The 20,255-nt window shown below is 70.6% G+C and carries 22 protein-coding genes, 1 tRNA gene and 1 pseudogene; 15 read left to right on the forward strand and 9 right to left on the reverse strand.

Translation table 11 applies throughout. From position 1 onward, the window contains the following. The first annotated feature begins 130 nt into the window (after positions 1-130). From ET989_RS09330 to ET989_RS09340, 3 genes are read left to right on the forward strand one after another with little or no spacing between them, the layout of a single operon-like run. Positions 131-778, forward strand: coding sequence for a succinate dehydrogenase cytochrome b subunit (locus ET989_RS09330; RefSeq protein ID WP_131168265.1), 648 nt, complete (start codon positions 131-133; stop codon positions 776-778). Beyond that, on the forward strand, positions 766-2,769 hold the full coding sequence (locus ET989_RS09335; RefSeq protein ID WP_131168266.1) for a fumarate reductase/succinate dehydrogenase flavoprotein subunit: 2,004 nt from the start codon (positions 766-768) through the stop codon (positions 2,767-2,769). Before ET989_RS09330 ends, ET989_RS09335 begins: the two co-directional genes overlap by 13 nt. Next, positions 2,766-3,527, forward strand: a complete 762-nt coding sequence (locus ET989_RS09340; protein ID WP_131168267.1) for a succinate dehydrogenase/fumarate reductase iron-sulfur subunit — start codon at positions 2,766-2,768, stop codon at positions 3,525-3,527. The genes ET989_RS09335 and ET989_RS09340 overlap by 4 nt, the downstream gene beginning before the upstream one ends. A gap of 81 nt (positions 3,528-3,608) precedes the next feature. On the opposite strand, the gene ET989_RS09345 is transcribed toward ET989_RS09340, so the two are convergent. Then, positions 3,609-4,307 carry a DUF6498-containing protein gene (locus ET989_RS09345; protein ID WP_131168268.1) on the reverse strand — a complete coding sequence of 233 codons (699 nt, stop codon included), beginning with the start codon at positions 4,305-4,307 and terminating at the stop codon, positions 3,609-3,611. Between the two features lie 297 nt (positions 4,308-4,604). Between ET989_RS09345 and rplS the strand changes: the two genes are divergently transcribed. The 9 genes and pseudogenes from rplS to dprA all read left to right on the forward strand — a co-directional run bounded on the left by rplS (position 4,605) and on the right by dprA (position 10,425). Continuing rightward, on the forward strand, positions 4,605-4,955 hold the full coding sequence (gene rplS / locus ET989_RS09350) for a 50S ribosomal protein L19 (RefSeq protein ID WP_131168269.1): 351 nt from the start codon (positions 4,605-4,607) through the stop codon (positions 4,953-4,955). 14 nt (positions 4,956-4,969) lie between these two features. Next, positions 4,970-5,722 carry a signal peptidase I gene (gene lepB, locus ET989_RS09355; RefSeq protein ID WP_131168270.1) on the forward strand — a complete coding sequence of 251 codons (753 nt, stop codon included), beginning with the start codon at positions 4,970-4,972 and terminating at the stop codon, positions 5,720-5,722. 2 nt (positions 5,723-5,724) lie between these two features. After that, positions 5,725-6,363, forward strand: a complete 639-nt coding sequence (locus ET989_RS09360; RefSeq protein ID WP_131168271.1) for a ribonuclease HII — start codon at positions 5,725-5,727, stop codon at positions 6,361-6,363. Next, positions 6,360-6,671, forward strand: coding sequence for a DUF2469 domain-containing protein (locus tag ET989_RS09365; protein ID WP_131168272.1), 312 nt, complete (start codon positions 6,360-6,362; stop codon positions 6,669-6,671). The genes ET989_RS09360 and ET989_RS09365 overlap by 4 nt, the downstream gene beginning before the upstream one ends. Positions 6,672-6,806: 135 nt before the next feature. Beyond that, positions 6,807-6,923 (forward strand): annotated as a pseudogene (locus tag ET989_RS15980) (D-arabinono-1,4-lactone oxidase); the annotation flags it as partial. Between the two features lie 38 nt (positions 6,924-6,961). After that, complete coding sequence (locus tag ET989_RS09375; RefSeq protein WP_206662290.1) at positions 6,962-7,195, forward strand: D-arabinono-1,4-lactone oxidase; 234 nt, start codon at positions 6,962-6,964, stop codon at positions 7,193-7,195. A gap of 173 nt (positions 7,196-7,368) precedes the next feature. Beyond that, complete coding sequence (locus ET989_RS09380; RefSeq protein ID WP_131168274.1) at positions 7,369-7,731, forward strand: YraN family protein; 363 nt, start codon at positions 7,369-7,371, stop codon at positions 7,729-7,731. After that, a complete protein-coding gene (locus tag ET989_RS09385) occupies positions 7,728-9,266 on the forward strand; it encodes a YifB family Mg chelatase-like AAA ATPase (RefSeq protein WP_131168275.1) in 1,539 nt (512 codons plus the stop codon). Before ET989_RS09380 ends, ET989_RS09385 begins: the two co-directional genes overlap by 4 nt. A 13-nt stretch (positions 9,267-9,279) precedes the next feature. Then, complete coding sequence (gene dprA, locus ET989_RS09390; RefSeq protein WP_131168276.1) at positions 9,280-10,425, forward strand: DNA-processing protein DprA; 1,146 nt, start codon at positions 9,280-9,282, stop codon at positions 10,423-10,425. Here dprA and ET989_RS09395 read toward each other — a convergent pair. Further along, on the reverse strand, positions 10,390-11,151 hold the full coding sequence (locus ET989_RS09395) for a sulfite exporter TauE/SafE family protein (RefSeq protein WP_206662291.1): 762 nt from the start codon (positions 11,149-11,151) through the stop codon (positions 10,390-10,392). The genes dprA and ET989_RS09395 overlap by 36 nt on opposite strands. A 217-nt stretch (positions 11,152-11,368) precedes the next feature. On the opposite strand from ET989_RS09395, the gene ET989_RS09400 reads away from it, so the two are divergent. Beyond that, positions 11,369-11,836 (forward strand): pyridoxamine 5'-phosphate oxidase family protein, encoded by a 468-nt coding sequence (locus ET989_RS09400; protein WP_131168277.1) that lies wholly within the window; start codon positions 11,369-11,371, stop codon positions 11,834-11,836. 142 nt (positions 11,837-11,978) lie between these two features. Continuing rightward, positions 11,979-13,163, forward strand: a complete 1,185-nt coding sequence (locus tag ET989_RS09405; protein ID WP_131168278.1) for a zinc-dependent alcohol dehydrogenase — start codon at positions 11,979-11,981, stop codon at positions 13,161-13,163. Between the two features lie 111 nt (positions 13,164-13,274). On the opposite strand, the gene ET989_RS09410 is transcribed toward ET989_RS09405, so the two are convergent. From ET989_RS09410 to ET989_RS09425, 4 genes are all read right to left on the reverse strand, one after another. Beyond that, entirely contained in the window at positions 13,275-13,730 is a 456-nt protein-coding gene (locus ET989_RS09410; RefSeq protein ID WP_165490103.1) for a GNAT family N-acetyltransferase, read from the reverse strand. A 1-nt stretch (position 13,731) separates the two neighbouring features. Further along, on the reverse strand, positions 13,732-15,450 hold the full coding sequence (locus tag ET989_RS09415; protein WP_131168280.1) for a thiamine pyrophosphate-binding protein: 1,719 nt from the start codon (positions 15,448-15,450) through the stop codon (positions 13,732-13,734). 29 nt (positions 15,451-15,479) lie between these two features. Beyond that, positions 15,480-16,136 carry a response regulator transcription factor gene (locus ET989_RS09420; RefSeq protein WP_131168281.1) on the reverse strand — a complete coding sequence of 219 codons (657 nt, stop codon included), beginning with the start codon at positions 16,134-16,136 and terminating at the stop codon, positions 15,480-15,482. 104 nt (positions 16,137-16,240) lie between these two features. Further along, positions 16,241-16,519: a hypothetical protein gene (locus tag ET989_RS09425; RefSeq protein WP_131168282.1), complete on the reverse strand. Its 279-nt coding sequence runs from the start codon at positions 16,517-16,519 to the stop codon at positions 16,241-16,243. Between the two features lie 149 nt (positions 16,520-16,668). Between ET989_RS09425 and ET989_RS09430 the strand changes: the two genes are divergently transcribed. Next, the gene (locus ET989_RS09430; protein WP_131168283.1) at positions 16,669-18,042 is read left to right on the forward strand and encodes an NAD(P)/FAD-dependent oxidoreductase; all 1,374 of its coding nucleotides are present in this window, start codon (positions 16,669-16,671) and stop codon (positions 18,040-18,042) included. Between the two features lie 61 nt (positions 18,043-18,103). On the opposite strand, the gene ET989_RS09435 is transcribed toward ET989_RS09430, so the two are convergent. The 3 genes from ET989_RS09435 to ET989_RS09445 all read right to left on the reverse strand — a co-directional run bounded on the left by ET989_RS09435 (position 18,104) and on the right by ET989_RS09445 (position 20,231). Continuing rightward, positions 18,104-18,189, reverse strand: a tRNA-Leu gene (locus ET989_RS09435). A 215-nt stretch (positions 18,190-18,404) separates the two neighbouring features. Then, positions 18,405-19,370, reverse strand: coding sequence for an aldo/keto reductase (locus tag ET989_RS09440; RefSeq protein WP_131168284.1), 966 nt, complete (start codon positions 19,368-19,370; stop codon positions 18,405-18,407). Positions 19,371-19,391: 21 nt separating this feature from the next. After that, positions 19,392-20,231, reverse strand: coding sequence for an undecaprenyl-diphosphate phosphatase (locus ET989_RS09445; RefSeq protein ID WP_131168332.1), 840 nt, complete (start codon positions 20,229-20,231; stop codon positions 19,392-19,394). Positions 20,232-20,255 lie beyond the last annotated feature (24 nt).

Raw genomic sequence — 20,255 nt, forward strand, 5'->3', positions numbered from 1 at the left:
GTGACTTCGATCACCTCTCGACCGAAACGTCCATCCCGATGGGGCATCCGCGGCGAAACTTGGCTAAGTTGTGGACGTGGCGACAACAACACTGACTCCTCATCAGCGAGCAGTCCGGTCAACGGTGACCATGAAGGTCGTGATGGCCATCACCGGTCTCATCATGGTCGGCTTCCTGCTCATGCACATGTACGGCAACCTGAAGGTCTTCCTCGGTGCCGATGCCTTCAACCACTACGCGCACTGGCTCAAGGGCGACATCCTTTACCCGCTGGTGCCGTCCGGCTGGTTCATCTGGATCTTCCGCCTGGTCATGCTGGCCTCGATCGTGGCGCACATCTGGTCGGCCGCCGTGCTGACCGGCCGCGCCCACGCGGCCCGCAGCACCAAGTACGTGACCACGAAGCGCCTGTCGCAGACCTACGCCGCGCGCACCATGCGCTGGGGTGGCGTCATCCTGCTCGTCGGCCTCATCTTCCACCTCCTGCAGTTCACCACGCAGACGGTGCAGACCGGCTTCACCGCCGGCGCCGAGCCGTACGAGATGACCGTGGGTGCCTTCGGCAACTGGTGGCTGGTCCTGCTCTACGCCGTCTGGGTCGGGATCGTGTGCTCGCACGTCCGCCACGGTGTCTGGAGCGCCCTCACCACGCTCGGCGCGAACACCTCCCCGGCCGCACGCTCGTTCCTGAACGGGCTCGCCTGGGTGATCGCCGTCGTCCTGTTCGTGGGCTTCATGATCATGCCGCTGGCCGTTCTCTTTGGATGGGTGAACTGATGACTGTCACTGATTACTACAAGGCCGGAGCGGACATCCGCGACACCAAGGCCCCCGCCGGCGCGATCGAGAAGAAGTGGTCGACGCGCAAGTTCCAGGCCAGGCTGGTCAACCCGGCCAACCGCCGCAAACTGACGGTCATCGTCGTCGGCACCGGCCTCGCCGGTGGCGCCGCCGCCGCCACGCTCGGTGAGGCCGGCTACAACGTCCTGAACTTCTGCTACCAGGACAGCCCCCGCCGCGCACACTCCATCGCCGCGCAGGGTGGCATCAACGCCGCCAAGAACTACCGCAACGACAACGACTCGACGATGCGGCTGTTCTACGACACGGTCAAGGGCGGCGACTACCGCGCCCGCGAGACGAACGTGTACCGCCTGGCCGAGGTCTCTAACAACATCATCGACCAGTGCGTCGCCCAGGGCGTCCCGTTCGCCCGTGAGTACGGCGGCCTGCTCGACAACCGTTCCTTCGGTGGCGTGCAGGTGCAGCGCACCTTCTACGCCCGCGGCCAGACGGGCCAGCAGCTGCTGATCGGCGCCTACCAGTCCCTGGAGCGCCAGGTCGCCGCCGGCACCGTGCAGATGCACACCCGCCACGAGATGCTCGAGCTGATCCTGGTGGACGGCCGAGCGCGCGGCATCGTGACCCGCAACATGGTCACCGGCGCCATCGAGGCCCACACGGCCGACGCGGTCGTCCTGGCCACCGGCGGCTACGGCAACGTGTTCTTCCTGTCGACCAACGCGATGGGCTGCAACGTCACCGCTTCGTGGCGCGCGCACCGCAAGGGCGCCTACTTCGGCAACCCGTGCTACACGCAGATCCACCCGACCTGCATCCCGGTGCACGGCGACACCCAGTCCAAGCTGACCCTGATGTCGGAGTCCCTCCGCAACGACGGTCGGATCTGGGTGCCCAAGCGGGCCGAGGACTGCACGAAGGACCCGCGCCAGATCCCCGAGGAGGATCGCGACTACTACCTCGAGCGCATCTACCCGGCGTTCGGCAACCTGGTCCCGCGCGACATCGCGTCCCGCCAGGCCAAGAACATGTGCGACGAGGGCCGCGGTGTCGGCCCGGCCGTCGCCGAGGTTGACCACAGGACCGGCGAGGAGCGCCAGGTCCGTCGTGGCGTGTACCTCGACTTCGCATCGGCGATCGAGCGCCTGGGCCAGAAGGCCGTCGAGACCAAGTACGGCAACCTCTTCGACATGTACGCCCAGATCACGGGCGAGAACCCGTACGAGACGCCGATGCGCATCTACCCGGCCGTCCACTACACGATGGGTGGCCTGTGGGTCGACTACGACCTGATGAGCTCGATCACCGGCCTGTACGTGACCGGTGAGGCGAACTTCTCCGACCACGGCGCGAATCGCCTCGGCGCCTCGGCCCTCATGCAGGGCCTGGCCGACGGCTACTTCGTCCTCCCGAACACCATCAACGACTACCTCGCTGATGCCCCGTTCGAGAAGATCGGCCAGGACCACCCGGCCGTCGTCGAGGCGCTCGCCGGCGTCAACGAGCGCATCAACCGCCTGCTCTCCATCCAGGGCACCCGCACGGTCGACTCCTTCCACAAGGAACTCGGCAACATCATGTGGGAGTACTGCGGCATGGAGCGCACGGAGGAGGGCCTCACGTTCGCCATCGGCCGCATCCGCGAGCTCCGCGAGGAGTTCTGGAGCAACGTCAAGGTGACCGGCGTCAACGAGGACTTCAACCAGACCCTCGAGCGCGCGGGGCGCGTCGCGGACTTCCTCGAGCTCGGCGAGCTCATGTGCGTGGACGCGCTCGTCCGCCGCGAGTCCTGTGGCGGCCACTTCCGTGCGGAGTCCCAGACCGAGGACGGCGAGGCGCTGCGTCACGACGACGAGTTCCTCCACGTGTCGGCGTGGGAGTTCACCGGGCCGGGCAACGCGCCGATCCTGCACAAGGAACCGCTCGAGTACGAGTTCATCGAGCTGAAGCAGAGGAGCTACAAGTGATCATCAATCTGCGAGTCTGGCGCCAGGCCAATGCCCAGTCGGCCGGCAAGATGGTCAGCTACCGCGTGGAGGGCGTGTCCGAGGACATGTCGTTCCTGGAGATGCTCGACCTGTTGAACGAGGACCTGACGGTCAAGGGCGAGGAGCCCATCGCGTTCGACCACGACTGCCGCGAGGGCATCTGCGGCATGTGTGGCATCGTGATCAACGGTGCGGCCCACGGCCGCGCCAACTCCCCGGTCCCGACCACCACCTGCCAGCTGCACATGCGCTCCTTCGCCGATGGCGCCACCATCGACGTCGAGCCGTGGCGGGCCGGTGCGTTCCCGGTCATCAAGGACCTGGTCGTCGACCGCACCGCGTTCGACCGCATCATCCAGGCCGGGGGCTTCATCTCCATCAACGCAGGGTCGGCCCCCGAGGCCCACTCGGTGCCGGCACCGAAGATCCAGGCCGACCGCGCGTTCGACGCGGCGACCTGCATCGGCTGTGGGGCGTGCGTGGCCGCCTGCCCCAACGGGTCGGGCATGCTGTTCACCGCCGCCAAGATCACCCACCTGGCGATGCTCCCGCAAGGGCAGCCGGAGCGGTACAGCCGCGTCAAGACGATGGTCGCGCAGCACGATGCCGACGGCTTCGGCGGCTGCACCAACATCGGCGAGTGCGCGGCGGTCTGCCCCAAGCAGATCCCGCTGGACACGATCAGCGCCCTGAACCGCGACCTGATGAAGTCGCTGTTCAAGAAGGACGGCAAGTAGCCGTTCCCGCTACACGTCAGGCCGGTCCCGCCCACCGCGGGGCCGGCCTGCGGCGTTCCCGGGCGCGGGGTGTCCGATGGCTCAGTCGGTGGTGAGCGGCCGGCCGCCGATCGTCCACCGCACCGGTCGCCCGGCGGTCGTGGCCTCGAACACCATCTTCACCAGCACGAGCACGATGACGACGAGCCCGGCGGAGGTGACCGGCGCGCCCAGGGCAGCCAGGAGTTCCCGAAGGCGGGCGACCAACGCACCGAGGCCGGTGGGCTTGCCCCCCGGAAAGGTGAACGACCCCAGCATCAGGGCCCACGCCAAGATCGTGGTCACGTGCAGCACGAGCATGCGGGGGTAGGGCTGCACGAACGCCTGCATGGGGCTCGTCCGGTGGCGGGCGCCCGCACCGAACCACACCGTGACCAGGTCGGCGGCGTGCCGCACGAGCACGAGCAGGGCCGGGACGAGGAGCGCGCCGACGGTGAGCTCGGCTCCCATCCAAAACGACAGGATGGAGACGAACACGAGGTGGACCAGGCAGAAGGCCCCGTAGTGCAGCGTGAAGAAGAACGGACGCCGCGTCTGCGGCTCGACCTCAGCAGTGAGGATCCGGACCAGGGTCCCCACGCCCATCAGCACGTTCTCCACCCAGAACAGCAGCAGCACGTTGCCAGCCGGCCAGCCCCAGAACAGAACGCCGGCCACGAAGACGAGGTTGAGGGCCAGGGCCAGGCCAATCTCGCGGCGGCGACCGACGGGTCGGGAGGGGGTCTCGACGGGGTGGGTCACGCCGCCGATCCTAGCCACCCTGTTCCCGACCCTAGCCAGCGGATTGTGCGGCTGGCTACGGCGCATCCGCGGTCACTACGGCGCTGAACTGGACAACGCGGGGTTGGCCACGCTCTGACGACGCTCGTCGGGTGGTCGCGGCGCCAACCGGCCCGACCCCCCGATTTCGTCGCCCCGCGGGGCCTGTGGCAGACTTGGGCAGGTTGCGCTCGTGCCCCTGCCACAGGGGGATCGGCACGGGTCGACCACCCAGAGCAGAACCACGAGGTGACCTGTGGCACCGGCGAGGAACATCACATGAACAAGATCGTTGCCGACATCGCGGCGGCCCAGCTCCGCACCGACGTCCCCGAGTTCCGCCCCGGCGACTCGGTCAAGGTTCACGTCAAGGTCGTCGAGGGCAACCGCTCGCGTATCCAGGTCTTCGCCGGCGTCGTGATCGCCCGCAACGGCTCCGGTATCGGCGAGGCCTTCACCGTCCGCAAGGTCTCCTTCGGCACCGGTGTCGAGCGCACCTTCCCGCTGCACTCCCCGATCATCGACAAGATCGAGGTCGAGCGCCGCGGTGACGTCCGTCGCTCGAAGCTCTACTACCTCCGTGGCCTGCGCGGCAAGGCCGCCAAGATCAAGGAGAAGCGCGACAACTGATCGCGCGCGACTCCATGGGCGACGAACCGGGCGGGGGCCTCGGTGGCTTCCTGAAGGAGGTCACCATCGTGGTGGTCGGCGCGTTGATCGCGTCGACGCTGCTCCGGCTCCTGCTGGTCCAGGTCTTCTCGATCCCGTCGCGTTCCATGGAGTCCACCCTCAACGTGGGGGACCGCGTCGCCGTGCAGAAGGTGCAACCCTTCCAGCGCGGCGACGTCGTCGTCTTCCGGGACGACCTGGAGTGGCTCGGCAACCCCGACACCTTCGGGCAGGAGCCGTGGCAGGACGTCCTCGTCTTCATCGGCCTGATGCCGGACGCCTCGGCCAACCACCTCGTCAAGCGTGTGATCGGCGTCGAGGGCGACCACGTTGTCTGCTGCGACGCCGACAACCGCATCACGGTCAACGGCGTCGCCCTGGACGAGACCGCCTACCTCTATTCCGAGCCCGGGGGCCTGCAAGACCAGCCGTCCACGTTCCCGTTCGACCTCGTCGTGCCCGTCGGCCGCATCTTCGTCCTGGGCGACCACCGCAGCGCCTCGGCCGACTCCCGCTGCCACCTGGACGAGCGCATGCTGGGCACTGACCACCTCGGCGGCTTCCCGTCGGTCGAGTCGGTCGTGGGTGCGGCGGCCTTCACCCTCTTCCCGTTCGACCGCTGGCGGGGCTACAGCACCCCCGAGGCCTTCGCGGCCCTGCCCGCGGCGTCCGCCCCCGCCCCGGCTGCGCCGGTCGTGACCGTGGGCGGCGACAAGAACACCTGCTGAGGATGGCGTTCGTCATCCGGCGCGACGCCGGGCTCTACGGCTACGAACGCGCGCTGTCCCGCGCGGGCTTCACGGCGGTCGCCGGGGCGGACGAGGCCGGGCGGGGCGCCTGCGCCGGCCCTCTGGTCGCCGCCGCGGTGGTGCTGCCGGCCCGCCCGCTGGAGGGGCTGAACGACTCCAAGAAGCTCACGCAGAGGGCCCGCGAGCGGCTCTACGACCTCATCACCGCCAAGGCGCTGGCCTGGGCCGCCGTCCGGATCGAGCCGGCCGAGTGCGACGCGCTCGGCATGCACGTGGCCAACCTCGAGGCCCTCCGTCGGGCCGTCGCACGCCTGGACCGCCGCCCCGACTTCGTGCTGACCGACGGGTTCCCCGTCGACGGCTTCGGCGTCCCCACGCTGGCGATGTGGAAGGGGGACGCGGTGGCCGCGTCGGTGGCCGCGGCGTCCATCATCGCCAAGGTGACCCGCGACCGGATCATGACCGCCTACGCAGCCGAGCACCCCGGCTACGCCTTCGAGGTGCACAAGGGCTACTGCACCCGCGAGCACCAGGCGGAACTGGACGCCCAGGGTCCCTGCGCGATCCACCGGATGAAGTGGGACAACGTGGCACGAACGGTTAGGCTGGGGCGAACATGAGCACCGAGGATCTTGAGCAGTACGAGTCCGAGCTGGAACTCCAGCTGTACCGCGAGTACAAGGACGTCGTCGGCATCTTCACCTACGCCGTCGAGACCGAGCGCCGGTTCTACCTGTGCAACGCGGTCGACCTCAAGGTCCGCACCGAGGGCGGTGACGTCTACTACGAGGTCTCCATGGGGGATGCCTGGGTGTGGGACATGTACCGCCCCGCCCGCTTCGTGAAGTCGGCCAAGGTGCTGACGTTCCGCGACGTGTCGATCGAGGAGATCGCGCACTCCGAGCTGCAGGTTCCCGACCACCTGTAGGTGGCTGGGCCCGACGAGGTCCCGCTAGCCTCGCGCCATGACGCGACTCGCCGAAGCCGCCCGCGCACTCGACGCGCCGCTGGCGGCCCTGGATCTGGCCGCCTTCGACGGGTCGGGGCGTCCGTGCCGCGGCTCGTGCCCGCCCTGAACCGGTTCAGCGCTCGCACACTCGGGAGGCGTGAGTACGCCGACGTCTCGCACCGGGTGTTCTGCAGCCCGCGGCGGGTGAGTTTCGTCGAGTCGGAGTACGCGGTGCCGCTGGACTCCGTCGCCGTCGTCCTGCAGGAGCTGTGGGCCTGGTCCAGCCGCACGCGGGCGCCGACGTCGGGGACTCGTTCGACGTCTTCGAGCGGATCGTCGCCGAGCATGGCGGACGGCCCCACTGGGGCAAGCAGCACACCCTCGGCGTCGACGAGCTGCGCCGGGTGCACCCGAGGCTGGACGACTTCCTGGCCGTCCGCGACCGCCTCGACCCCACCCGCGTCCTGGTCAACCACCACCTGGACCACATCCTCGGTCCCTGAACCGCCGAGAGCCCCGGCTGCTTGCGCCGAGAGCCCCGGCTTCTTGCGCCGAGAGCCCCGGCTTCTTGCGCCGAGAGCCCCCGTCCACAGGGCACCGGACACCGGATCCGACGTTGTCCACAGGCCGCGAAATCGGGTGACGCCCGACGGGCCGCTCCGCCCAACGTCCGGGCATGGACCCACGACGAACCACCGGCGACCGCGGCGAGGACCTCGCGGCCACCTACCTGACAGACCGGGGCTGGACGGTCCTGGCCCGCAACTGGCGGTGCGTGCACGGCGAGATCGACCTCGTGCTGCGCGACCCCGACGGCGCCGCGGTCGTCTGCGAGGTGAAGACCCGCAACGGCTCCGGCTGGGGCTCGCCCCTCGAGGCGATCACCCGGGCCAAGGCACTGCGACTGCGTCGCCTCGCCGCCGCGTGGGCGCGGGCGCAGGGCGCACCGGTGGATGACCTCCGGGTCGACGCCGTGGGCATCACGTGGCACGCGGACGGCACCGCCGCGATCGAGCACGTGCGGGGGATCGAACCATGAGGCTCGGGAGAGCCCGCTCGGTGGGGCTGGTCGGGTTGCAAGCCACGCTGGTCGACGTCGAGGCGTCCGTCGGTGGGGGCCTGCCGCGCACGGTCATCGTCGGCCTGCCGGACGCCGCGCTCAACGAGGCGCGAGAACGGTGCCGGGCGGCCCTGGGAAACAGCGGGTTGGGCACGTGGCCCCAGCACCTCGTCACCATCAACCTGTCGCCCGCCTCGCTGCCGAAGGCCGGGACTCACTTCGACCTCGCCATCCTCGCAGCGATCCTCGTCGCCAGCGACGTGGTCCCCCAACTGCGGCTCGACGACTCGGTCCTCATGGGGGAGGTGGGGCTGGACGGGAGCGTCCGGCCGGTCCGTGGCGTCCTGCCCGCCGTGCTCCGGGCCGCCGAGGCCGGGGTCGGCCACGCGATCGTGCCGTGGCACCACGTGCGCGAAGCGCGCCTGGTGGAGGGCATCACCGTGCACGGCGTGGGGTCGCTGCAGGAGCTCGCGGCCCTCCTGCGCGGCGCTGAGGTGCCCGAACGGCTGCCGGACGCCGACCCCGAGCCCGTGTCGTTGCGCGAGCCGGATCTGGCCGACGTGGCAGGACAGCTGGAGGCTCGCTGGGCCATCGAGGTGGCGGCGGCCGGAGGCCACCACCTCTACCTGAAGGGGCCGCCGGGGGTGGGGAAGACCCTGCTGGCAGAACGGCTGCCGGGGATCCTGCCCGACCTGGGGGCCGCCGAGGCGCTGGAGGTGGCGGCCATCCGCTCCCTGTCGGGGCTGCACGTCGGCAGCGAGCTGCCCCGGCGTCCACCGTTCGCGTCGCCTCATCACTCGGCCACGGTGGCCGCCGTGGTCGGCGGCGGCTCGGCCATCCCGCAGCCGGGGGCGATCTCGCTGGCCCATCGCGGCGTCCTCTTCCTGGACGAGGCGCCCGAGTTCAGCGCCCGGACGCTGGAGGCGCTTCGGACGCCCCTGGAGTCCGGACGCATCGAGCTGGCGCGGGTGCGGGCCGTCGCGAGCTACCCGGCCCGGTTCCAGCTGGTGCTCGCAGCCAATCCCTGCCCGTGTGGCCAGTCCGGCCTGAGGTCGAACGCCTGCACCTGCACGCCGATGGCCGTCCGCCGGTACGGGGAGCGGCTGTCGGGCCCGATCCTCGACCGGATCGACATCACGCAGACCCTGCGGCCCATGACCCAGGCCTACCTGCGCGCGGCGCGCGGGAGCGCCGAAAGCAGTGCCGTGGTCGCCGCGCGCGTGGCCTCGGCGCGCGCTCGGCAGCTCGAGCGGCTGGCGCCGCTGGGGTACAGGACGAACGCCGAGGTGCCCGGCCCCGTGCTGCGCCAGGACCTGCCCCGTCCCGGCGGGGTGGCCCTGCTGGACCAGGCGGTGACCCGCGGATTGCTGAGCGCCCGCGGCGTCGACAAGACGATGCGGCTGGCGTGGACGATCGCCGACCTGGCCGGGGCTGCGAAACCCCGCCAGACCGACGTCCAGCTGGCGCTCGCCATGCGCCGCGGCGACGAGATCGAGGAGGTGCGCTGTGGGTGAGGACCGGGACCGCATGTCCAGGTTGGCCCTGTCGTGCGTGGTCGAGCCGGGGGACCTGCGCCTCCGTACCCGCCTGCGCCAGCACACGCCCGAGGAGTTGTGGGCGTCCGTCGCCGGATCTTCCTCCGTCGACGCCTGGGCGCGCCGGGCCGCCGTGCTCGACCTCGCGCCGATCCTCGCCGCGGCGGACGCGGTGGGTGCCCGGTTCCTCGTCCCGGGCGACGACGAGTGGCCGGAGCGGGTGGAGGACCTCGACCGGGGGGAGCCGGTGCAGGAGTCGGTCGGTGCACCGCTGGGGCTGTGGGTGCGGGGTGCCGGCGACCTGGGCCGCCTCGTGGGGGACGCCGTCGGGATCGTCGGCTCTCGCGCGTCGACGGCCTACGGCGACCGGACCGCGACCGAGATGGCGGCCGACCTCGTGACCCTGGGAGCGACCGTCGTCTCGGGAGGCGCGTTCGGCATCGACGCCGCGGCCCACCGGGGCGCCCTGGCCGCCGAGGGACCCACGGTGGCCGTCCTGGCCGGGGGCCTCGACGACTTCTACCCGCGGGCCCACACGGCGCTGCTGCAACAGGTGGCGGACGCCGGCGTCCTGGTCAGCGAGGCGCCACCGGGCCAGCCGCCCTCGCGCCGGCGCTTCCTGACCCGGAACCGGCTGATCGCGGCCCTGTCCGCGGGCGTGGTGATCGTCGAGGCCAACTCCCGCAGCGGGGCCCGGAACACCGCCACGTGGGCGACGTCGATCGGTCGCCACGTGATGGCCGTCCCCGGGCCAGTGAGCAGCGCCGCGTCCTACACACCGCACCGCCTGATCCGGGAGGGCGAGGCAACACTCGTGACCTGCGCCGCGGACATCCGGGAGATGGTCGCGCCGATGGGGTCGGAGCTTGCGCTGCACCACAGCCAGCCACGCCTGCTGGACCTGCTGGACGCCGCGGAGTCGGCCGTCTACGAGGCGCTCCCCAGCCGGGGGAGCAGGGACACGGGCGACTTGGCGCTGCGGGCCGGGCTGTCTCTCCCGGCCACCCTGATCGCACTGGAAGGTCTGCGGACCAGGCAGTTGGTCGCGGTGGCGGCGAACGGCGGATGGATGCTGGGGGCCGTCCAGGACCGGCCGGTCAGGTCACCGCAGCAGGAGGCTGGCGGCGGAGACGGCTGACGCCACCATGGTGACCACCTCGAACTGGCGCTGGGTGACGTGCTTGATCACCAAGGCACCCAGGGCGGCTCCGAGCAGGACGGCGGGGATCATCACCAGGTCGAGGGCCAGGCCCTCGACCGTGAACAGGCCCAAGGAGGCGGCCAGAGGCACCTTGGAGAGGTTGATCAGCGCGAAGAACGTCGCGTTGGTGCCGATGAAGCGGGCCTTGTCGATGCGGGCCGCGAGGAAGTACAGCGCCATCACGGGGCCAGCTGCGTTGGCCGTCATCGTCGTGAACCCGGCCGCGGTCCCTGTCAGACTGGCGCGGACCCAGTGGGGGTCCGTGTTGGGTGAGACGTCGACGCTCGGGCGAGCGAAGCGCTGCCAGACCTGGATGGTCACCATGACGAGCAGGAGCGCACCGATGGTCCGCCGCATGGTGAGGTCGTCGACGAAGTTCATGAACAACGCCCCCAGCAAGAGCCCCGGGATGACGCTGGGGACCAGCTTCCACAGCAGGCGCCACGAGACGGTGCGGTAGCGGGCGATCGCGATCAGGTCGCCGACGATGAGCAGGAGCAGCACCGTCGCCGTCGATTCCTTGGCGGGCATGGCCAGCGCGAACACCGCCACCGAAATGGCGGCGATCCCACCGAAGGACGTCTTGGAGAAGCCGATGACCACGGACGCGGCAGCCATGGCCAGCAGCAGGGGCCAGCCGTACAGGGCGACGAGGTCGGGCACGTCCCGACCCTACTCAGCCCCGACCCGTGTCGCCCCTCGTTGCCAGCGGCTGCCACCGGAGGCCCATCCTCGCGTCGTGACGACGACCTCCGCGGCCCACCCAGAGGCCTCTGGCAAGCACCGTGACCTTGTCCAACCTCTAGGCCACGGCCCCGCGCACGCCTAGGCTCGGGGGTCACGGAAGGTCGCCCGGACGGGTCGGCCGGAGAGGAACCTGATGCACCACGACGAGAAGCAGGCCAAGCTCGACGAGCTCATCAAGGACCACGCGACGGTCATGTTCACGACCGTAGACCCGCACGGCGCCCTTGTGAGCCGACCCATGACCGTCCAGGAGGTGAAGGGCTCCGTGCTCACGTTCGTCACGCAGGCGGACAACGACGTCGCGCGCGACGGTGGCGGCAAGTCGGTGAACCTCTCGCTGGCCGACGGCGGCACCTACGTGTCACTGGCCGGCACCGGTCGCGTCGACACGGACCTGGCCAAGAAGCGGGAGCTCTGGAACCGGATCAACGAGGCGTACGCGGGCGACGCCGAGGACCCCAACAACGTCCTCCTCGAGGTCACCGTCGAGGGCGGAGAGTACTGGGACTCCGGCAACGCCGTCGCCCAGCTGGTCGGCATCGCCAAGGCCGCCGTCACCGGTGAGGCCCCCACCGGCAAGCACGGAGACGTGACCGCCTGATCTTCGTCCCGACAAGACACACGAGCGTCCGGCGGCCGAGAGGCCGCCGGACCTTTGTGCTGAAGCCGCCAATTGCCCCGCGACAAGCACGAACACCCCATCGGGGGTTGTGTCGGGCCCGTGGGGAACTTAGGCTCCGGACATGAGAGCACTCACGTGGCAAGGGCTGGAGAAGGTCGCCGTCCAAGACGTCCCGGATCCCGTCATCCAACAACAGACGGACGCGATCGTGCGGGTGACGTCGACCGCGATCTGCGGATCCGACCTGCACCTGTACGGGGTGCTCGCGCCCTATCTGCACCCCGGCGACGTGCTCGGCCACGAGTTCATGGGCGTCGTCGAGCAGGTCGGCGCCGCGGTGGAGAACTTGGCGGTGGGCGACCGGGTTGTGGTGCCGTTCACCATCTCGTGCGGGCACTGCTTTGCCTGTGACCGGGGCCTGTTCGCCCAGTGCGAGACCACCCGTGACCATGAGCAGGACACCGGCGCGGCGCTCTTCGGCTACACCAGCCTCTACGGACGTGTCCCCGGAGGCCAGGCCGAGCTGGTACGAGTCCCCCACGCGGACTTCGGTCCCGTGAAGGTGCCGGACGGGTTCGAGGACGAACGATTCCTGTACCTGTCCGACATCCTGCCCACGGCGTGGCAGGGGGTGGCGTACGCCGACGTCCCCGACGGAGGCACCTTGGCGGTCCTCGGTCTCGGCCCGGTCGGCCAGCTGGCGGTCCGGTCCGCGTTCCAACGCGGCGTCCAGCGCGTGCTCGCGGTCGACCTCGTCGACGAGCGGCTCGAACTCGCCGCCGCGGCCGGTGCGGAGGTGATCGACCTGCGCGAGGTGAAGGACGTGGTCGCGGCCCTGAAGGAGCGCACGGACGGACGCGGGCCGGAGTCGGTGCTGGAGGCCGTGGGCATGGAGGCGCACGGAAACCCCGTGGCGGAGAAGGTCATAGCGGCCACCGCGCGGTTGCCGAAGCCTCTGGCCCGCAAGGCGATCGAGACGGTCGGCATCGATCGTCTCGACGCCTTGCACACCGCGCTCGGTGCCGTCCAGCGGGGTGGGACGGTCTCCCTGTCCGGCGTCTACGGCGGCATGGCTGACCCGATGCCGATGATGGCGATGTTCGACAAGGGGATCACCCTGCGCATGGGGCAGTGCCATGTCCGCCGGTGGACCGACGAGCTCGTGGGCATCGTCGAGAAGGAGGGGGACGTCCTGGGGTTGGAGCAACTCGCCACCCACCGCATCCCGCTCGAGGACGCCCCCGAGGCCTACCGGATGTTCCAGGAGAAGAGCGACGGGTGCATCAAGGTGGTGCTGAAGCCGTGACCGATGAGGTCGGCACCCCGCGCACGTCCAGGACGGCCTCGTCCCACGGGATGCTGAGTGCTGGGCGGCTGGGCTGACGTCACGGGTCCGTCCTGCCAGCCGGCCGCGGGCTCAGCGCCCAGCTCCACGGCCCGGCAGGGGCTTGCGGAAGTTCACCTGCTTCTTGATGCCGGTGAACCCGAGGCGCTGGTAGAAGGCGTGGGCGTCCGCACGCGTCTCGCCCGAGACCAACCGCAGGCCGGACGCCCCGCGCTCGCACGCCCAGGCCTCCACGTCCGCCATCAGCGCCGCCCCAGCGCCGAGCCGACGGGCAGTCCCGCTGACGGCGATGCCCATCACGTTGACCAAGGGTGGCTCGTACAGCAGCCGGTACTCCTCACCGTGCACGTACCCGACCACCCGTCCCCCCGACTCCGCGACCCGCACGAGATCGCGGGGGCTCGCCAGCGCGTCACGCAGGGCGGCCCGGGTCGCGGCCACGGGGTGGAAGAAGCCGAGGTCGTCCCGGTTGAGGACGGCGATGGCGGACGCGTCATCGAGCGTGGCCGGCCGCGTGGTGACCGCCATGTCAGGCCCGGACCTGCTCGGGCACGATCGAGGGAGGGACGAGGTCCAGCGGGCGCGGCTCGAGGGCGGTGGCATCCACCTCGATGATGGTCGGCCCGCCCTTCTTGAGAGCCTTCTTCAACGCCTTGTCGAAAGACTCCACGTCACCGATCCGGCGGTGCCGCAGCCCGAGGGCGTCGGCCAGCTTCCCGAAGTCGGGGGTGGCCAGGTCCACGGCGCGGCCGGGCTTGCCGGCGGCGTGCTGGAGGTTGCGCAGCACCCCGTAGCCTCCGTCGTTGAACAGCACGACCACGAGGTCGGGACGCTCGGCCGCCAGCACGGCCAGCTCGCCGAGGTGCACCTGGACGCCGCCGTCGCCGACGATCGCCAGCACCGGCACGTCCGGTCGAGCGACGGCCGCCCCGATCGACATGGCCAGCCCCTGGCCGATGCCGCCACCCGCGGCGTACACGTTGTCCGTCGGGTGGTACACGGCCAGGAGGCGGTTGCCCCACGAGCTGCCCGGAATGGTCACGTCGCGCACGATGGGGGAGCGGCGCGGCAGTCTCTTGCGGATCGCGTCGCAGAGGTGGGCGTGTGCGCCGATGTCCGCCCGGTGCCTCCGGCGGGTGGACGCCGCGGCCTCGGCCACGCAGATGCCCCAGTCGCCCTCGGTCGCGACGTCGCCGAGCGCCTCGACCAGCGCGGGGACCGCGGCGACGGCGTCCGCCTGCAGCCCCACCTCGACCTCGAAGTTGCGGCCCAGCGCGTCCGTGTCGAGGTCGACCTGGACGTGATTGGCCGGCAGGGGCAGCTCGAAGTTCAGCGTCTCGTTGCCCCGCAGGTGGCTGCCCACGGTGAGCAGGCAGTCGGCGGACTCGATCAGGGCGACCACGTCGGGGTCGGACGCGAAGTTGCCGATGGCGAGCCGGTGGTCCTCGGCGACGGAGCCGCGGCCGTTGGCCCCGGTGAGGACGCCGGCGCCCCACGCCTCGGCCAGCGCGGTGAGGGACGGCCCGACCCTGCGGGCGCCGCCGCCGGCCCAGATGAGCGGACGCCGCGCGGCGCGCATGAGGCTCGCCGCCCGCTCGATGTCGCGCCGGTTGCCGGTGTGGGTGCGCGGCTCGCGGTCGTCGACCCTGTTCTGGTCGTGGGGGTCGGCCAGGTACTGCAGGTCGATAGGCCAGTCGACGCTCACCGGCCCGTGCGGGGGCGTTCCGAGCAGCCGGACCGCCTCGGTGAGTACGGGCAAGGCCTGCTTGGGCGTCCCGATGCGCAGCGCGTGCTGCGAGATCGCCGTGAGCATGGCCAGTTGGCGCGGCACCTCGTGGTAGGCGCCCTTGTGCTCGCCGATCAGCTCGGCGTTGATGTTGCCCGTGACGTGCAGGACGCGGCTCTGCGCCGTGAGCGCCTCCAGCATTGAGCCCGCGGCGTTGCCCGCGCCGGTGCCGGTGGACGTGATGGCCACGCCGATCCGGCCGGACGCCCGCGCGTAACCGTCCGCGGCGTTGATGGCCGCGGCCTCGTGCCGGACGGGCACGAAGCGCAGATCGCGGTCGATGGCCTCGACCAGCGGCAGGTTGTGGATGCTGACCACGCCGAAAGCGACTTCGACACCGGCTTCCCGCATGACCTGGACGAGTAGGTCGCCGCCGTTGGGTCCGATCGCCCGCAAGTGGCTCGCCGGGACGGTGTGGGCCTCGGTGGAGGTGTGCTCGGTTTCGTCGGACGGGGTGGTCATCGGGCTCTCTCCCTGGGTCGGGTGCGGCATCAGGCGCTGGGGAGGATGAGGCCCGGGACCGGGGCCATCCCGTGCTGGTATCCCCACGCGACGGCCTGGCTTCGGCGCTCGACGCCGATCTTGCGGTAGGCCGTCCGGATGTAGCGCTTCAGCGTGTTGGGGCTCAGGTACAGCTGGCGGGCGATCTCCTCGTTGGTCTTGCCCTGGGTGATCAGGCCGAGCACCTCCGCCTCGCGCGAGGACAACCCGTGGGCCCGCCCCGGCCAAGCGTGGGGGTCGGCCGGGGTGTCGCGGACACCGTGGTCGTCCAAGGGCGCGACCACGACCTCGCCGGCGTGGACGCGGAGCAGAGCATGGGCGAGCGCCTCGCCGGAGAGCCCCTTGGAGAGGTGTCCGCGGGCGCCGGCGGCCAGGTCGCGTGCGACGCGCTGCTCGTCCTGCTCCCACGTGTAGACGACCAGGTGCCCGACGTTGGGGAGTGCGTTCATGCGGGCCACCTTCTCGGCCCCAGGCTGGGCGGCGAAGGTGTCCAACAGGACGAGGTCGACGGGCAGCGCCGGGTCGACGAGGCAGTCCAGTTCCACCACCTCGAGGGGCGGACGGTCGGCGAGGAGGCGCTCCAGACCGCGCACGACGATCTCGTAGTCGTTGACGATGGCGACGCGGACCGGACGTGAGTCATTCACGTCCCGAGCCTAGCCATTTCGACGGGCGGTAGTGGTCGGAACCCGCTGCACCTGGGGCCCAACTCCCAGGTGAGGGAGAACGTGCAGGGGGAGGTGGGGCGTGCTCAGGTGCGCTGGGTCGTCGTCAACGTGAGACCCAACGTGGTCAGCATGCGTACCAGCACGTGGAGCGGTTGCTGCAGGGGGTCGATGATGGCCGCGCGGACGGCGTTCTCGTCCATGCCGAGGTGCGTGGCCAGCTCCTTGACCGTGATGGACCGGCTGGACATGACCTCGTGCATCCCTTCCACGAGGGCTCGGCAGACGTGGTCGGCGTGGATGGCCTGGCTCACGTCGGGGTCGGCGATCCAGTCGCGGGAGAGTGTGGCGGTGTCGAGGGGCATGCCACGACCGTACGGAAGCTGTTGGGACCTCCACATCACCCCTGGGGGTGCCCGGGGGGCTTGGCCGACGCGCCATACTGGAATTGCAGTCATCGCGACCAGTGCACGCGCGGGCGTGGTGGTCATGACCCTCACGGAAGGCAGGGAGCATGCAACGTCAGCGCGTCGTCATCATCGGGTCCGGGTTCGGCGGGCTGTTCGCGGCCAAGGAGCTGCGCGGCGCAGACGTGGACGTGACGCTGGTCTCCAAGACGAGCCACCACCTCTTCCAGCCGCTGCTCTACCAGGTGGCCACCGGCATCCTGTCGGAGGGATCCATCGCCCCGGCCACCCGCGAGATCCTGCGCCGACACCGCAACGCCACCGTGGTCACCGGGCTGGTCACCGACATCGACACGACGGCCAGGACCATCACCCACCGCTACCACGACGCCGAGACGGTGACCCCGTACGACCACCTCGTCGTGGCGGCCGGGGCCGGCCAGAGCTACTTCGGCAACGACCACTTCGCCACCTTCGCCCCCGGCATGAAGACGATCGACGACGCCCTCGAGCTGCGGGCCCGCATCTTCTCCGCCTTCGAGACCGCCGAGGCGGCGGACTCCGCCAGCGAGAGGGAGAAGCTGCTCACCTTCGTCGTCGTTGGCGCCGGGCCGACCGGCGTCGAGATGGCGGGCCAGATCGCCGAACTGGCCCATGTGACCCTGCGCGGACAGTTCCGCCGGATCGACCCGTCCACGGCGCGCATCATCCTGATCGACGGTGCCGCCCAGGTGCTGCCCCCGTTCGGCCCCCGCCTGGGACGCAAGACGCAGCGCTCGCTGGAGCTCTCCGGCGTGGAGGTCGTCCTCGGCGCGATCGTCACCGACATGGACGCCGACTCGGTCACGTGGCGTACCGCCGACGGCCAGGTCACGCGCGTCCCGTCGGTGGCCAAGGTGTGGGCCGCCGGCGTCCGTGGCAGTGAGCTCGGCGCGCTCCTGGCCGAGCGGACGGGTGTCGCGCTCGACCGCAGCGGGCGCGTCGAGGTGGACGAGCACCTGGCCATCCCGGGGCACCCCGAGGTCACGGTCGTCGGCGACCTCGCCGCCGTCCCCGGAGTCCCCGGCGTGGCCCAGGGGGCCATCCAGGGCGCTCGCTACGTCGCCAGGAGGATCGCCGACGCGGCCGCCGGTCGGCAGCCCGACACGGCCCCCTTCCGCTACACGGACAAGGGCTCGATGGCCACGATCGCCAAGTTCTCCGCCGTGGTGAAGATCGGACGCCTCGAGCTCACGGGGATCATCGCCTGGGCGGCCTGGCTCTTCCTGCACCTGCTCTACATCGCGGGGTTCAAGTCGCGCGTGACCACGCTGTTGCACTGGGCGATCAGCTTCCTGGGCACGGGACGGACCGAGCGCGTGATCACCAACCAGCAGCTCGTCGGACGCCTCGCGCTCGAGCAGCTGGGCCAGCGCGTCACCGGCCGCCTGCTGCGCGGCGAACGCGACGTGCGCGGAGAGCACCCGCGGCGCGACGCGTAGCGGCCCTGCCTTGAGCGCGCAACGGACAGAACCCCCGGTCGAGACCGGGGGTTCTGTGTTGTGCGCGAGAGAGGACTTGAACCTCCACACCCTAGAACGGGTACTAGCACCTCAAGCTAGCGCGTCTGCCAATTCCGCCACCCGCGCAAGGTGTCGGCCGGGTCTCCCCGACAGCCCGGTAACTATAGCGCGCCCTTGCCGCCCCGGCCAAAACGAGCCTCGGCCACTGACAGTTCCGCGCCGCGAGTCCGGTCGCCCCGTGCCTGGGAAGCCGATCGTCCAGTGCAGCGTCACGGCGACCTGGCGCATCGCGTGGGGCGTGTCGGCGTCATCGTCTGCGCGGGATCGGCGTCAAGGGTGGTTCAGGTGGTGCGTGCCTCGTTGGGGCCGCCCGACACGTCGTCGAGAGCAGCGGCGATCTCCGGCGGTAGGGACATCGACTCCGCCTCGAGGTAGGGGGTGAACTGGGCGGCGGTCCGGGCGCCGAGCAGGGGAGCGGTCACGCCCGGGGCGTCCCGGACCCACAGCCACGCCACCTGCAGCGGCGACACCCCGAGTCCGTCGGCGGCCTTCGCCACCGCCTCGACCACGGCGCGCGAGCGGGCCTCGAGGTAGGGCTCGACGTACCACCCGAAGTGCGTCGTCGCCGCCCGCGAGTCGCGGGGCACCCCGCCGCGGTACTTGCCGGTGAGGACGCCGCGGCCCATGGGGGACCACGGGAAGAAGCCCATCTCGAAGTGGCGCAGGGCGGGCAGGACCTCGACCTCGGCTCGGCGGGCCAGCAGCGAGTACTCGACCTGGTTGCTCACCAGCCGCGCCCGCCCGGGGAACGCCGACTGCCACGTCGAAGCGGCTGCCGTCTGCCAACCGACGAAGTTCGACACGCCCGCGTAGCGCACGACGCCGGTCGACACCGCGTGGTCGAGGGCGGCGAGGGTCTCCTCGAGCGGGGCCTGCCCCCAGGCGTGCACCTGCCAGACGTCGATGTGGTCGGTGCCCAGCCGGCGCAGCGACTCGTGCAGGTCGTCCAGCAGGACGCGGCGGGAGGTGTCGACCACCCGCACGCCGTCGCGGAACGTGAACCCGGCCTTGGTGGCCAGCACCACGTCGTCGCGGTGGATCTCCGTGCGCAGCAGCTTGCCGATCATCCGCTCCGCCTCGCCGCGCGAGTAGGCGGGCGCGCTGTCGACCAGGTCGCCGCCTGCGGCGACGAAGGCGCGGAGCAGGGCGCGGGCGTCCTCGAAGCGCGTGTCGCGCCCCCAGGTCATGGTGCCCAACCCGGCCCGACCCACGGTCAGGCCGCTCGTGCCCACACTTCGCCGTTGCATGGCGGCCACCCTAGCGACCGGTCAGACGGGCGAGATCACGTTGGCGAGCAGCAGCCCACCGATGACGAGGCCGACGATCACGCGGTAGATGACGAACGCGGTGAAGTCGTTGGTGGCGACGAACTTGAGCAGCCACGCGATGGACGCGTACGCCACGACGAAGGACACGACGATGCCGATGATGGTCGCGACCCAGCCGATGCCGCCCGGCGCCGCGATGCTGGACGCCGACGTGGCGGCCTGGAACATGCCCGCGGCGACCAGCGTCGGGATGCCGAGGAAGAAGGACATGCGGGTCGCCGTGATCCGGTCGATGCCGAGGAAGAGCCCGCCGGTGATCGTCGCGCCCGAGCGGCTGACGCCCGGCACCAGGGAGAGGCATTGGATGAGGCCGAGGATGGCGCCGTCCTTCCAGGTGATGGAGTCCTCGCCGCGGTTCTGCTTGCCGACCCGGTCGCCGATGAACATGGGGACGCTCCACAGGAGAAGGCCGCCCACGACGAACCACAGCGACCGCAGGGGGCCCTCGACCAGGTCCCTCAGCAGCAGCGCGACCACGGCGGTCACGGTGAAGCCGGCGATGACGGCCCAGCCCAGCTGGAAGTCCGGGCCTCGCTTGGCCTTGTCGGCAAGGCCCGCGAACCACGCCCCCGCGATCCGGATGATGTCGGACCAGAAGTAGACGATCGAGGCGACCATCGCGCCGATCTGGATGATCGCGGTGTAGGCGGTCACGGACGGGTCGTTGATGGGCAGGCCCATCAACTTCTCGACGACGGTCAGGTGCCCGGTCGAGCTGATCGGGAGGAACTCGGTGACGCCTTCGACCACGCCGAGGATCACTGATTGCCACCACTCCAACATGCCTGCCCCATCCTTCGTCTC

Origin of the sequence: Propioniciclava sinopodophylli, from assembly GCF_004324755.1 — a bacterium.
GTDB lineage: Bacteria > Actinomycetota > Actinomycetes > Propionibacteriales > Propionibacteriaceae > Propioniciclava > Propioniciclava sinopodophylli.

Coding starts and splice junctions, on each gene's coding strand:
- ET989_RS09330 (WP_131168265.1), top strand. CDS start 131: ATGAAGGTCGTGATGGCCATCACCGGTCTCATCATGGTCGGCTTCCTG.
- ET989_RS09335 (WP_131168266.1), top strand. CDS start 766: ATGGGTGAACTGATGACTGTCACTGATTACTACAAGGCCGGAGCGGAC.
- rplS (WP_131168269.1), top strand. CDS start 4,605: ATGAACAAGATCGTTGCCGACATCGCGGCGGCCCAGCTCCGCACCGAC.
- lepB (WP_131168270.1), top strand. CDS start 4,970: ATGGGCGACGAACCGGGCGGGGGCCTCGGTGGCTTCCTGAAGGAGGTC.
- ET989_RS09360 (WP_131168271.1), top strand. CDS start 5,725: ATGGCGTTCGTCATCCGGCGCGACGCCGGGCTCTACGGCTACGAACGC.
- ET989_RS09365 (WP_131168272.1), top strand. CDS start 6,360: ATGAGCACCGAGGATCTTGAGCAGTACGAGTCCGAGCTGGAACTCCAG.
- ET989_RS09380 (WP_131168274.1), top strand. CDS start 7,369: ATGGACCCACGACGAACCACCGGCGACCGCGGCGAGGACCTCGCGGCC.
- ET989_RS09385 (WP_131168275.1), top strand. CDS start 7,728: ATGAGGCTCGGGAGAGCCCGCTCGGTGGGGCTGGTCGGGTTGCAAGCC.
- dprA (WP_131168276.1), top strand. CDS start 9,280: ATGTCCAGGTTGGCCCTGTCGTGCGTGGTCGAGCCGGGGGACCTGCGC.
- ET989_RS09400 (WP_131168277.1), top strand. CDS start 11,369: ATGCACCACGACGAGAAGCAGGCCAAGCTCGACGAGCTCATCAAGGAC.
- ET989_RS09405 (WP_131168278.1), top strand. CDS start 11,979: ATGAGAGCACTCACGTGGCAAGGGCTGGAGAAGGTCGCCGTCCAAGAC.
- ET989_RS09410 (WP_165490103.1), bottom strand. CDS start 13,730: ATGGCGGTCACCACGCGGCCGGCCACGCTCGATGACGCGTCCGCCATC.
- ET989_RS09415 (WP_131168280.1), bottom strand. CDS start 15,450: ATGACCACCCCGTCCGACGAAACCGAGCACACCTCCACCGAGGCCCAC.
- ET989_RS09425 (WP_131168282.1), bottom strand. CDS start 16,519: ATGCCCCTCGACACCGCCACACTCTCCCGCGACTGGATCGCCGACCCC.
- ET989_RS09430 (WP_131168283.1), top strand. CDS start 16,669: ATGCAACGTCAGCGCGTCGTCATCATCGGGTCCGGGTTCGGCGGGCTG.
- ET989_RS09440 (WP_131168284.1), bottom strand. CDS start 19,370: ATGCAACGGCGAAGTGTGGGCACGAGCGGCCTGACCGTGGGTCGGGCC.